Origin of the sequence: Rhizobium subbaraonis, assembly GCF_900220975.1 — a bacterium.
Classification (GTDB): Bacteria; Pseudomonadota; Alphaproteobacteria; order Rhizobiales; family Rhizobiaceae; genus Mycoplana; species Mycoplana subbaraonis.
Genome location: NZ_OBQD01000001.1, coordinates 447,414 through 460,426 on the forward strand (window position 1 = coordinate 447,414; position 13,013 = coordinate 460,426).

Consider the following 13,013-nt stretch of genomic DNA (forward strand, 5'->3'; position numbering starts at 1 on the left):
TTTCGCGTTACTTGTAAGGGTCGGCGGCGTCGCGCAAGCCGTCTCCGAGGAAATTGAACGCCAGGATGACAAGTATGACGGGTATCATCGGGTACAAGAGCCAAGGATAAAAAGCGATCACGCTCACGCTGCGCGCTTCCGTCAGAAGGATGCCCCAGCTCGTGATCGGCGGCCGCAGGCCGAGGCCCAGGAAGCTGAGCGCAGTCTCGCCGAGAATCATGCCGGGTATTGTGATCGTGGCAGATGCGATCAGGTGCGACATGAAGCCGGGCACGAGATGGCGCCCGATGATGCGGCTGCTCTTGGCCCCCATCAGCTGCGCCGCCAGCACATAGTCTTCCTCGCGCAGCGCCAGAAGCTTCGAGCGGACGGCGCGTGCAAGCCCGGTCCAGTCGAGCAGGCCGAGAATGACTGTGATGCCGAGATAGACAAGAATGGGACTCCAGCTCACGGGCATGATCGCCGCAAGCGCCATCCACAGCGGGATGCTGGGAATTGACTGCAGGACCTCGATGATGCGCTGCACCACGAGGTCGATGACGCCGCCGTGATAACCGGCAATGCCCCCGATGACAATGCCGAGCGTGAAACTCACCGCGATGCCGATCAGGCCGATCGTCAGCGAGATCCGGGCGCCGTAGATGATGCGCGAGAGCACGTCGCGGCCGAGGCGGTCGGTGCCGAGCGCGAAGAACTCGCCGTCCTTGGCCGGGCAGACGAGATGGGTGCTGGCCTCCCATATTCCCCAGAATTTGTAGGGGTCACCCGAGCAGAAGAACCGCAGCCGCTGCACGTTGGTCTTGTCGTCGGCATAGACGCGCCTGAGCGTGTCCATATCGAGCGTCATCGTGCGGCCGTAGACGAACGGACCGACGAGCTGTCCTTCGTGGAACAGGCGCACGCGCTGCGGCGGCGCATGGATGAAGTCCATGTTGCGGGTGTGCAGGTTGTAGGGTGCCAGGAACTCCGCGATGACGATCATCATGTAGAGCACCAGCAGGAAAATGCCCGAGGCGAGCGCGACCCTGTGCTTCTTGAACTTCCACCACATCAGCCGCAGCTGCGAGGCCTGGAAGATCTTGGCCTGTCCCGCCGTCATCGCTTCGACGGAATGCGGGTCGAAGGGGGCGGTGGAGACGTAGTGGTTGAGCGGCGCGCCTGAGGGGGGAAGCGATACGGTCATTTCGTGCTCCCGCCCTGGAGTCTGATGCGCGGATCAAGCAGGGCGAGCGCGATATCGGAAACCAGCACGCCGATGACGGTTAGGAAGGCAAGGAACATCAGGAACGAGCCCGCGAGATACATGTCCTGGCTCTGCAGGGCCTTGATCAGCATAGGCCCGGTCGTCTCCAGCGACAGAACGATCGCGGTGATTTCCGCGCCCGAGATGATCTGCGGCAGGATCGAGCCGATGTCGGAGATGAAGAAGTTGAGCGACATGCGCAGCGGGTACTTCACCAGCGCCCGGAACGGGCTCATGCCCTTGGCGCGCGCGGTGACGACATACTGCTTCTGCAGTTCGTCGAGAAGGTTTGCGCGCAGGCGCCGCACCATTCCGGCCGTCCCCGCCGTGCCGATGATGATGACGGGGATCCACAGGTGTTCCAGGATCGACTTGGCCTTGTCCCAGCTCATCGGCTCGTTCAGGTACTTCTGGTCCATCAGGTGGCCGATCGAGGTGCCGAACCAGATGTTGGCGAAGTACATCAGGATCAGCGCGAGGATGAAGTTCGGGACAGCGAGCCCGAGCAGGCCGAGGAAGGTCAGGCCATAGTCGCCCCAGCTGTACTGGTGGGTGGCCGAGTAGATGCCGATCGGGAAGGCGATGATCCAGGTGACGAGGATGGTGACGAAGGAGACGAGCACCGTCAGCCACATCCGGTCGCCCACCACTTCGGAAACGGGCAGCTGGTACTCGAAGGAATAGCCGAAGTCGCCCTGGAGCATGCCCCCGACCCACTGGATGTAGCGGATCGGCGCCGGCTGATCGAAACCGTAGCGTTCGCGCAGCGCCTCGATCTCCTCCATGTCGGCAGCTTCGCCCATGGCGCGCAGTTCGGAGATGTAGCTCTCGAAATAGTCGCCGGGTGGCAGCTCGATAATGGTGAATACGAGCATCGAGATCAGGAGCAGCGTCGGCACCATGACGGCGATGCGCCAGAGGATATATCGCAGCATCAATCAGGCGCTCCCGTCGTACCAGAACGTATCGGGCAGATAGACACCCATGAAGGCTGTGGGATCGAATCCGTAAAGCCCCGTTTCCGGCACGTTCCTGATCTTCCGGTTGATCACGACCGGCTGCAGCGTGCCGTTGATGATGCCGATCGAGAACACCTGCTGGGTGTAGATCGTCAGCATCTCCGTCCATATCGTCTCGCGTTCGGCGGTCGAGCTTGAACGTTTCCACTGTCGCATCAGCTCAACCAGCCTTCTTGCCTCGGGCAGCTCCGGCGCCTCGCCCTTCTGCTCGGCGGAAAGGTAGTGCAGGCCCCAGACCGGCCATTGCAGCTGCTCGTCGCCCGTCGGTGCAAGGGCGGACGGGGACATGTCGGGGGTGGGAATACCGTTGTCGATACCCTGCTGTACCGACAGCATGATCTCGCCGCCGAGCGCCCGGCTGCGGAATACGTCGCGCTGCGAGGTCCGGACGCTGAGCGCCAGCCCCACCTGCCGCCAGTGATCGGTGACGAGTTCGAGGACGTCGGTCTCCAGCGTGCTTTCGCCGGCGGATTCGATGATCATGCTGGCCTGCCGCCCGTCCGGCAGAAGGCGCACGCCGTCGCTGCGCCGTTCCGTCAGGCCGACCTCGTCGAGAAGCTTGTCGGCGAGGTCGGGGTCGAACTGCGCCCAGGCGTGCTGGTACTCGGGCTTGAAGAGCGGGCTCTGCGGCAGGATGGTATCGGCGCTCTCGCGGGCGAGGCCGAAGAAGCTCGCCTTGTTGATCTCCTCCCGATCGATCGCCACCGACAGGGCCCGGCGGAAGCGGACGTCGCGAAACAGGTCACGCCAGACCTTGTCGCCGCAGTTGAGATTGGGCAGGAGCGCGATGCGCGAGCCCTGGGTGCGCTCCCACAGGCTGACGCGGATCGGATAGCGGTCCTCGGCATCCTTGAGGAAGGTGTAGTCGGCAAAGTCCAGGCCGCCGGACTGCAGGTCGGTCTCGCCGGCGCCCGCCTTGGCCGGAATGATGCCCGGCGCGGAGACGTTCAGGAAGATCCGGTCGATGTAGGGAAGCTGCTGTCCCGTCTCGTCGACGCGGTGGTAGAAAGGATTGCGCTCGAAGATGAATTGCTCGGCCGGCGGCTTCGTCAGGTTGCGCCACGGGTCGAGCGTCGGCAGCTCGGGATTCTCCGGCCGGTAGGTGCGCGACATGTCGATGTGGAGGCTGGTCCAGTCGTCGGAGCCGGTTTCCTCGATCAGCTTTTTCAGCGCCTCGGGCTCGGCATACTTCGGATGGAATTGCTTCATGTAGTGCGCGGGCAGCGCCAGGGTCAGCGGTTGCGGCGAGGCCAGGCGAAGCAGGAAATCGGGGTTCGGAACATCCCAGGTATACCGCACCGTCAGCGGATCGATCAGTTCGAAACGTGGCGGCTTTCCTTCTGACAGAAGGTCGAGCGGCAGCCCGCGCGGGCGCATCTCCTTGTTGTTGAGCACGTCCTCCCAGTAGTAGACGAAGTCGTCCACGGTGAAGGGATGGCCGTCCGACCAGCGGTGCCCCTCGCGCAGGCGGAACGTATAGGCCCGGTTTTCCACCTGCTCGAAGCTCTCTAGGATGTCCGGCTGCAGCGCCAGGTGCTCGTCGAAACCGACGAGACGCGCATAGCCGTTGATGGTCATCAGGCGGATGTCTTTCTGGCTGCCAATGATCATCCGCGCTGAGCCGCCATATTGCCCGGGCTTGCGGTCCATCGCCGCGAGATTGACGACGCGCGGCACCTTCGGAAGGCGCTCCGCCATCGGCGGCAGGGTGCCGTCGGCAAGCTTCTCCTTCAGGAATTCCGGTTCCTGCAGGGCGAGCGCTGCCCGCGCCAGCGGCGGGGACAGGCAGGTTGCTGCAAGCAGGCCGAGTACGGTTCGACGCGTGATCACGGGCGCAACTCTCTTACATCCGCATTGTTACGGGCGAGCACGAGATGGCCGTCGCCGAGATCGGCGGTCGCCAGGCCGTGGCCGTCGTCGTCCTCGCGGAACGGGGCTGACCAGTTCCGCATGTCGCTGGCATTCGCCGCCTGCAACGCCGAAAAATCCAGCGGCCGATCGAGATCGGGGAAGGGGACGGCTGCAAGGAGCGACTTCGTATAGGGGTGAACGGGCGCACCCATGAGGATTTCACGCGGCGCGAGTTCGACTATCCGTCCCGCGCACATCACCGCGATCCGGTCGGCCATATAGTCGACTACAGCCAGATTGTGCGAAATGAACAGGTACGTCAAGCCAAGGTCTTTTTGCAGGTCTTTCAGCAAGTTGAGGATCTGTGCCTGCACCGACACGTCAAGCGCGGACACCGGCTCGTCACAGATCAGCAGTTCCGGCCCGAGTGCCAGCGCCCGGGCAATGCCGATGCGCTGCCTCTGGCCGCCGGAAAACGAGTGGGGGTAGCGGTTGAGATAGCGGCTGTTGAGGCCGATCACCTCCATCAGCGCGCTGACCATCTCCAGCCGCGACTTCGGCGTGCCGCGCTTGTGGATCTCGAGCGGCTCGGACAGGATGTTCTGGACCGTCATGCGCGGCGACAGCGAGGAGACGGGGTCCTGGAACACCATCTGGATCTTGCTGCGCAGGCGCTGCAGCTGCGCGCCTTCCGCGCGCAGCACGTCGATCGGCCCCTGCCGGTCGTGGAAGAGGATGGATCCGGCATCCGGCGTCACCGCCCGCATCAGCATCTTGCTGACGGTGGTCTTGCCGCAGCCGCTCTCGCCGACGAGGCCCAGGCATTCGCCGCGGCGGATGTCGAAGCTGACACCGTCGACGGCACGCATCGGCGTCTCGTCCGGCTGCCGGAAGAAGCCGGCCTTGCGGACCTTGTACGACTTGGAGAGGTCGCGCGCCGACAGAAGGATTTCCGGCCCCGGCGGTTCCTTCCCGCCAGACTTGCCGAGCAGCTGCGAGGCGTTCACCGGGACCTCCCGCAACGCCTTCAGCCGTTCGCCGGGCTTCATGTCGAAATGCGGCACGGCGGCCATGAGGCCTTTCAGATAGGGATGCGTCGGGCGGCGGAAGATGTCCTCCACCGTACCCGCCTCCATCACCTCGCCGTGGTAGATCACCACCACTTCGTCGGCGACGTTGGCAACGACGCCGAGATCGTGCGTGATCAGCAGCATCGCCATGTTGAATTCCTGCTGCAGGTCCTTCAGCAGGCGAAGGATTTGCGCCTGGATGGTCACGTCGAGCGCGGTCGTCGGCTCGTCGGCGATCAGAAGCGCGGGGCGGCAGATCAGGGCGAGCGCGATCATGGCACGCTGGCGCATGCCGCCGGAAAGCTCGAAGGGATACATGCGGAAGGCGCGCTCGGGCTTGGGGAAGCCCACAAGGCGCAGCATCTCGATGGTGCGCTCGTAGCGCTCGTCCTTAGACATGTCCTCGTGAATGGTGAGCACTTCGCTGACCTGATCGCCGATCGTGTGCAGCGGCGAGAGCGAGGTCATTGGCTCCTGGAAGATCTTGCCGATGCGGCGACCGCGGATGGCGCGGATATCCGGCCCGTCATGCGACAGCTTCAGGATGTCGGTCTGCGTGTCGTCGAGCGGGTCGTTGAAAAGGATGCGGCCGCTGGCGACTGCGATCTTTGGCAGGATGCCCATGACCGCCTGGCTGAGGACGGACTTGCCCGAGCCGGATTCACCGACGAGCGCGGTCACCTTGCCAGGCGAAACCCGCAGGCTCGCCTTGCGTACGGCGTCGACCCTGCCCCCGAGCATTGCGAACGAGATGCTGAGATCTTCTATCCGCAACAGATCTGCCCCTAAGATCATGCCCGGAGTATCCTTTGTTACTTTTTGTTACCACCAGAAGTACAGCAGACTAGCGGAGGCCATTGGGCCTGTCCATGACATTTGCCATAGGCCGAAGCCGTTGAGGTTGTGTGACAAACCCTGTTCATAAACGCGCGCGGCCGCGATTTTCAACGGGCGTCTGCAGCGAGCGCGGACAGTGCTTCGCGGCCCAGAATGTCGGCCGCGTTCAGCGAGCGGCGGAAGTTGTCGAAGTAGAGCGTCCATTCATCGCTCGCGGCCGCGCGATAGGGGCCGAACTTGAAGTATTGCCGCGGTCCGAGCCCCGGATCGTCGTGGCCGATGGCCCCTTTCACGGTGACGATCCAGCGGTCGTTTGCGAACAGCTCGACATGGCCGCTGCCGTCCGGCCCCGGGCGGGTCATGACGGCAAAGTCGATCCAGCCGCTTTCGGGCACAGGCAGCCGGTTGCCCCGGTCGATCACCCGGATGCGACCGGTGCGTGTGCCGAAGGGCTTTCCGTCCAGAACGTCCCATCGCCCGTCGGTGGCGACGAGCGCGCGCATCTGGTGCTTCTCCGGCCGCAGCCAGACGGGAGCGGCGGCGTCGGGCGCGCCGGCATCGGCGTTGCCCGCAGCGTCGCCGTCGCCGTCGCCCGGGCGTAGCATGGTCTCCACGGTGGCAAACAGCTTGCCGCGAACGAGCCGCAGGGCGAAGAAGGGGCTGTAGTCGCCTTGGGCGGTGGGGCCGATCTCCCGCTTCCACTGGGCAATCAGGTGACGCGTGTCGTCCTGCGGAACCGGATCGGCGAAGCGGACCGAGAAGCCGTACCAGACGGCGCGGTCATAGGGTACGCGCAGGCGCGACCGCTCCCAGATCTCCGCCCGTTCGCTGCGGCCGCTCTCGCCGCCCCAGAGCGGGCGGACGCTGAGCTTCAGTGCGCCGGCGCTGCGGTGCGTGACTGCACTCTGGAACTCGACGCGGCCGGCGCGCTGCTCGGGGTTGTCGCGATAGTAGAGCCCGCCGGCGGGCGAGAAGGTGGTGCCTTCGAATCCGTCGAAAAGCGGCGTCTCGAATGGGCGGAGCTGCGCGGCATCATCCCGTTGGGAAGAGCCGCCCGCCATGTCAGTTCAGCCCGCGAGCGATCATCGGAATGGTCGTCCGCCGGTCCGAACCGGGAGTGGAACGCGCGTCGCGATAAAGCAGCATCACCTGCTCGGCCTCCGAGCGTCCGTCGCGGCCTTCGCCATCGAGCGCTTCGGCGCGGTCGAGCTTGAGGTTGGTCTGCCCCGGCAGCAGCACCGTCAGCTTCTGCCGGACCCCGCGCAGCTTTTCCTCGCCGAGCGTCGTCCATTCGCCGCCGCAATAGGTGGCGAACGTCTGGCTGGCAACGATCGGCTTCGAATACTTCTTCGTCAGCCCCTGCAGCCGCTGCACCTCGTTGACCGCCGAGCCGAAGGCGGAGAAGGTCAGCCGGTCCCTCAAGCCGACATTGCCGAACATGACATTGCCCACATGCAGGCCGATGCCGTAGCGGATGTCGGCGAGGCCATCCTTGCGGCGCTTGGCGTTGAGCTCGCCCATGCGCATCGTCGCGTGGCGGACGGCGGACATCGCCGCCTGGGCCGCCACCTGCGAGGGCTCGCGGTGCCGGCCGCAGGGATAGACGGCAAGGAAGCCGTCGCCGATGAAGGACAGGATCTCTCCGCCGTTCCGGTTGAACGGCGTGGCGATCGCATCGAAGAACTGGTTAAGCGTATCGATATAGGCCTGGCGGCCCTCCTTTTCGGCCAGCACCGTCGACTGGCGCATGTCGGCCATGACGAGGGCGGCGCGGATGGTTTCGCCGTCGCCACGGCGGATCTGGCCCGAAAGCACCCGCCGGCCGGCATTGCCGCCGAGATAGGTCATCAGCATGTTGTCGGCGAGCTTGCCGAGCACGGCCATCTTGGCTGCGACCGCCAGGCTGTTCTGGATCTTCAGGAGCGCCTCGATGACGTTGTCGCTGAAGCCGCCCGGGGCATCGGTGGACCACGACCCGACCATGCCCTGGCCGGGCGATTCACCGAAAGACTGGACGAAGGCGAGATAGTCGGTTGCGCCGGCCTCCTTGAGGTCGTCGAAGATCGGAAACTCGGAGGGCGCCTTGTGGTCGATGCGCCGGCGCAGGTGATCGAGGCTGTTGCTGAGCAGGTAGTAGTACGGGCTGAGCAGGAAGCGCGACGGTTCGCTGTCCTCGCCCGAGGCGCGGAAACCTTCGACGGTGACGCCCTGGCCGCGCATCCAGGTGAAGCCCAGCGCGTCATAGAGCGGATGCAGCATCGAAAAGCTGAGATGGACGCGCAGAAGCGGCAGGCCAGCCGAGGCCAGCCGTTCGCAGAAGCCGGAGACGATGTATTCCAGATTTTCGCCGCTCAGTGCCGCGGTCTTCAGCCAGGAGGAGACGCGATCAAGGAGGATGTTGGAGACGTCGGCATTACGCGTGTTCATCTTTTGTCCTTGTCGATGCCTGATGCGGCGCTGTCGCAGCGATGCCGAGGCGAAGTGTCGATATGAAGTCTTCCGGCTTGGGTCCGGGGCGTCTGGTGGCGGTCGATCTGCCACCGCCGACGCAGTGCGACAAGATATAAGGGAGGTACCATCCCGAAACCAGAAGCGGTGGGCAAGAAATCTTTCCAGCCGGTCGTTGCCGCGCCGGGACGCCGTCGCCGCTCGGCTTGACGCGGCGGCGATTTGCGCCCAATTGTCTGCCACCAGACCGAAAGGGCCCAACGCATTGACCTTGCTTCCTTCTTCCGCCGAAACCCTGATGACGGCGATTGCCGGAAAAAGTGCGCGCGCCGGCATCATCGGGCTTGGCTATGTCGGGCTGCCGCTGGCGATCACGATCGCGCGAAGCGGTTTTTCCGTGACCGGCTTCGATATCGACCCTGAAAAGATCACGGCGCTCGACGCCGGCAGGTCCTATATCGAGGCGGTGCCGGCCGAGGCGCTGGCCGCCGAGACGCGGGCCGGCCGGTTCCGCTCGACGACGGATTTCACGGCGCTTTCCGAGTGCGACGTGGTGGTGATCTGCGTGCCCACGCCGCTGACCAAACAGCGCGAACCGGACATGTCCTATGTCGTCAAGACCGCCGAAGCCATCGCGCGGACGCTGCGGGCGGGGCAACTGGTCGTGCTGGAATCGACGACATGGCCGGGAACGACGGACGAGCTTGTACGGCCGATCCTCGAGCGTGGGGGGCTGCGGTCCGGCGTCGATTTCTTCCTCGGCTTTTCCCCGGAGCGTGAGGATCCCGGCAACCGTGACTTCGACACTGCGACCATTCCGAAGGTCGTGGCCGGCGACGGCGAGGCCGCGTCTGCGCTGATGCAGGCCTTCTACGGCGCGGTGGTCAAGGCGACCGTGCCGGTGTCGTCCAACGCGACCGCCGAGGCCGTCAAGCTGACCGAGAACGTCTTCCGCGCAGTCAACATCGCCCTCGTCAACGAGCTGAAGGTGCTGTACGAGGCGATGGGCATCGATATCTGGGAAGTGGTGGACGCGGCGAAGACCAAGCCCTTCGGCTACATGCCCTTCTATCCGGGACCCGGCCTTGGCGGGCACTGCATCCCGATCGATCCGTTCTATCTGACTTGGAAGTCGCGCGAGTTCGAACTGCCCACGCGCTTCATCGAGCTTGCCGGCGAGATCAACTCGGCCATGCCCCGCCATGTCGTGTCTCAGCTTGCCGAAGCGCTCGACATCCGCCTCGGCAAGGCGCTCAGCCGTTCGCGCATCCTCCTGATCGGCCTTGCCTACAAGAAGAACGTGCCCGACATCCGCGAGAGCCCCTCGCTGAAGCTGATCGAACTGATCGAGGAGCGAAAGGGATCGGTCGACTACCACGATCCCTTCGTGGCCGAAGTGCCCGCGACGCGCGAATACATGGCGCTGAAGGGACGGCGTTCGGTCGATCTCGATGAACAGGCGGTGCGCGGCTACGACGCGGTGCTGATCTCGACCGATCACGACATCGTCGACTATGGCGCACTTGCGCAATGGTCGCCGCTGATCGTAGACACCCGCAACGCCTTCGCCCGCCGCGGTATCGAAGGCGGCAACATCGTCAAGGCCTAGCGGTGGTGGCCGGACGGCGCGCCGGCGCGCGCCGGGAGTGCTTCAACAAGGGAGAGCGGGAGCCAGCATGAGCCGTCTCGACAGTTTCATCCGTCGCCTGACGGCGCAGCGCGACATTCTCAACTATGTCAGCGAGCATCTGGCATTGCCCGACGACGGCGTGGTCATGGAGATCGGGCTCGGAAACGGCCGCACCTTCAGCCATCTGCGCGAGCTTTTCCCCGATCGGCGGATACTGGCCTTCGATCGGGCTTGTGGCGCGCATGCCTCGAGCGTGCCGGAGCCGGGCTGCCTGATGCTGGGCGAGATCTGCGATACCGGGAAGCAGTTCGAAACGGGCGAGGCGGCCCTGGTTCATGCCGACATCGGCACCGGATATCCGGAAAAGGATGCCGTCACGCTGACATGGCTGCCGCAGATGGTGGTCGGCATGCTGGCGCCGGGCGGCATCGCCGTCAGCGGCCTGCCGCTGGACGAACCGTCTCTGCAGCGGCTTGAGGTGCCGGAAAGCGTACCGCAGGACCGGTATTTCCTCTACCGGAAAGGGTGAGGACGTCTCCGGCCGAACGCGGTCGCAAAACCGCGCTGCCTGTCTGATCCAGCGATGATGCGGGCCGGGCCGTTACGCGCCGACGCTGCGTTTGCGGGCCGCCCCGGCCTTGCCGGGACAAGACGCGATGCAGCAGGGCGAGACGGCCCGGAGCGGGCCGGATCGGCTGCGCCGGGGATCAGCTGCGTGGCCGGCAGTCACTGTCGCCGCGTTCGCAACCGCGCTGTGACGGACGGTCGTTGCGGCCCTTGTCGCGCTCGGGCCTCTTGCTATCCTGCTGCTTGTTGTCTTGCTGGCGATCGTCGTATCCCCGCCGCTGGTCGTCGTTTCGCGTGCGGTCGTTGTTGCGATCCCTGTCGCGGTCTCTGTCGGGGTTCCTGTCACGATCCCGGTCCTGATCGCGATTGCGGTCCCTGTCCCTGTCTCTGTCTCTGTCCCTGTCGGCGCTGGGCCGCCGGTCGTCCCTGTGGCCGCGTCCGTCCCAGTAGTCGCGCTCGTAGCGCGGTTCAACGACCCGGTAGCGTGGCGGCTCGGCGTAGTAGCCGCCGCCGGAATAGCCCGATGTCTCGCAGCCGGCGAGTGCTGCGCCGAGCAGCCCGGCGAGGGGAAGAAGAAGCAGTTTCGACCGAATCATCGCAGTACCTCGTAAGTGCCTTCGGCAGGCACAGACCACAGAACTGTGGCGGGGTACAGGCTCGATCTGCGGGCAAGATACGGCCAAGCGAGGGGTGCAGGTCAGGCGGTGCTTTCGCGTCCCGCACAGGCATCCGCCCATGGGACCCGACGGTCGGTCTGAGGCGGTCGCACGCCGATGCTGGCGGCCATCGCAACGCGCCCGCGCCCGAGCGACTTGGCCCGGTAAAGGGCAGCGTCGGCGGCGTTGAAGGCGGCGTCGCAGGTGGTGCCGGCGTCCACGACAAGGCTGATACCGAACGACGCCCCGATCGACGTTTCGCCCACGGGCAGAACGATGGGTTGCGAAAGCGCGGCCAGCAGCGTGTTGCAGACCTGTTCCGCCTCGGTCGCCGAAAGGTCCGGCATCAGGATTGCGAATTCGTCGCCGCCAAGCCGGAAGATGCGATCGGCCTGCCGCGTTCCTGATCGCAGGCGCGCCGCCACCACCCGCAAAAGCGCGTCACCGATGGCATGGCCATGGGTGTCATTGACCGCCTTGAAGCCGTCCAGATCCATGCAGACCACGGCCAGCGGCCGCCGGTTCGCCAGCGCCTTGAACTCGGGCTCCAGCAGCGCGCGGTTGATAAGGCCGGTCAGGAAATCATGCGTGGCCGCATGTCGCATCTCCCGTTCGCGGTCGACCAGCATCTGCGCAGTGCCCCGCGTCATCCGGAACATGAGCAAACCGCCAGCCAGGAGCACGAGGCTGACCGCCACGACCAGCGGCAGCGAGTGGTAGAGGACGTCTGCTGCGGGCGTTGGCGGCCGCCAGGAGAGGACCTGGACCTGGCCTTCCGGGCTGACAGCGATTTCCGCCCGGGCGCGATTGGCCGCAACGGCCGACAGCGGGCCGACCTGTGGGTCGTCGAGGAGAAAGCGTTGGCCGAAGAAGTCCTGCAGGCTGCCGTCGATCGGCATCGCCGTGACGAGGATCGGCGCACGGTCGCCCTTCGGCACGGCGGTGGCGAAGTCCGGCTGGAACAGGCTTGCCGAAAGCAGGACCGCCTCGTCGCCCAGCACCTCGATGCGGCTGGCAGCGACCGGCAGCGGAATGCCGTTTCTGACCGTTGCATGTTCGCGTGCCCGCACGGCCGCCACGAGCGGGCCGGATTCGGCGACGATCGCGGTCGCTCCGCGTGCGAAGAAGGGGCGGTCCTGCACCGTTGCGGCCGTGCGCGAGTAGAGGATGGCGTCGGCGGGGTCGAGCACCGCCGTGAAGCGGGTCCGCGACGTGCCGATCAGCGATGCCCCGATGTTGCGATCGGTCCATTCGCGGTCGAAGCGGTTGTCGAGGTTGGCGATGGCCTCGTCCCAGATCGTCCAGGCCGTCAGCGAGAATTCGATGTCGGAGATCCAGAGCGCGATATTGCTCTCGACCAGCGTTTCTTGCTGCTGGCGCGCCTCCGCGTCGATCCGCGCAACGCCGAGATAGGGGATGGTCGCCAGTCCGGCAATCAGCAGGGTTATGCAGGCGATGGCCGGGCCAACGAGTCTGAAGTGAACGAAGCGCATGGCCTTATCGGGCAGATTGTCGTGCCCATCGTGAGCACTGATGCCACAACGATCGCAGGCAGAGTTTACGATCACGTTACCGCGGGCATGCCGGATACGGTAGCCGAAGACGATCGTTGCGGCGGCCGCTCACCGTCGCAAACGCCGCAACGGCGTGCCTGTGGCAATGTGTTCGCCGGACGCCTCGCCTCTTCAAGGG

Annotated in this window: 10 protein-coding genes; 2 read left to right on the forward strand and 8 right to left on the reverse strand. The window is 65.1% G+C overall.

The features are described from left to right. Positions 1-7: 7 nt before the first annotated feature. The 6 genes from CRO48_RS02070 to CRO48_RS02095 form a co-directional block, all read right to left on the reverse strand. A complete protein-coding gene (locus CRO48_RS02070) occupies positions 8-1,183 on the reverse strand; it encodes an ABC transporter permease (protein WP_097135923.1) in 1,176 nt (391 codons plus the stop codon). Beyond that, complete coding sequence (locus CRO48_RS02075) at positions 1,180-2,178, reverse strand: ABC transporter permease (RefSeq protein WP_097135926.1); 999 nt, start codon at positions 2,176-2,178, stop codon at positions 1,180-1,182. Before CRO48_RS02075 ends, CRO48_RS02070 begins: the two co-directional genes overlap by 4 nt. Before the next feature lie 3 nt (positions 2,179-2,181). Beyond that, on the reverse strand, positions 2,182-4,092 hold the full coding sequence (locus tag CRO48_RS02080; protein ID WP_097135927.1) for an ABC transporter substrate-binding protein: 1,911 nt from the start codon (positions 4,090-4,092) through the stop codon (positions 2,182-2,184). After that, positions 4,089-5,978, reverse strand: a complete 1,890-nt coding sequence (locus CRO48_RS02085) for an ABC transporter ATP-binding protein (RefSeq protein ID WP_097135929.1) — start codon at positions 5,976-5,978, stop codon at positions 4,089-4,091. The genes CRO48_RS02080 and CRO48_RS02085 overlap by 4 nt, the downstream gene beginning before the upstream one ends. Positions 5,979-6,127: 149 nt before the next feature. After that, on the reverse strand, positions 6,128-7,081 hold the full coding sequence (locus CRO48_RS02090) for a polysaccharide lyase (RefSeq protein ID WP_097135931.1): 954 nt from the start codon (positions 7,079-7,081) through the stop codon (positions 6,128-6,130). 1 nt (position 7,082) lies between these two features. Continuing rightward, positions 7,083-8,447 carry an adenylate/guanylate cyclase domain-containing protein gene (locus tag CRO48_RS02095; RefSeq protein ID WP_097135933.1) on the reverse strand — a complete coding sequence of 455 codons (1,365 nt, stop codon included), beginning with the start codon at positions 8,445-8,447 and terminating at the stop codon, positions 7,083-7,085. A 319-nt stretch (positions 8,448-8,766) separates the two neighbouring features. On the opposite strand from CRO48_RS02095, the gene CRO48_RS02100 reads away from it, so the two are divergent. Both CRO48_RS02100 and CRO48_RS02105 read left to right on the forward strand, forming a co-directional pair. After that, positions 8,767-10,077 (forward strand): nucleotide sugar dehydrogenase, encoded by a 1,311-nt coding sequence (locus CRO48_RS02100; protein ID WP_097135935.1) that lies wholly within the window; start codon positions 8,767-8,769, stop codon positions 10,075-10,077. Positions 10,078-10,144: 67 nt separating this feature from the next. Continuing rightward, positions 10,145-10,627: a class I SAM-dependent methyltransferase gene (locus tag CRO48_RS02105; protein WP_097135937.1), complete on the forward strand. Its 483-nt coding sequence runs from the start codon at positions 10,145-10,147 to the stop codon at positions 10,625-10,627. A gap of 178 nt (positions 10,628-10,805) precedes the next feature. Here the strand turns inward: CRO48_RS02105 and CRO48_RS02110 are convergent, their stop codons facing one another. Both CRO48_RS02110 and CRO48_RS02115 read right to left on the reverse strand, forming a co-directional pair. Further along, complete coding sequence (locus CRO48_RS02110; RefSeq protein WP_097135939.1) at positions 10,806-11,261, reverse strand: hypothetical protein; 456 nt, start codon at positions 11,259-11,261, stop codon at positions 10,806-10,808. Positions 11,262-11,362: 101 nt separating this feature from the next. Then, positions 11,363-12,814, reverse strand: a complete 1,452-nt coding sequence (locus CRO48_RS02115) for a diguanylate cyclase domain-containing protein (protein ID WP_097135941.1) — start codon at positions 12,812-12,814, stop codon at positions 11,363-11,365. Positions 12,815-13,013 lie beyond the last annotated feature (199 nt).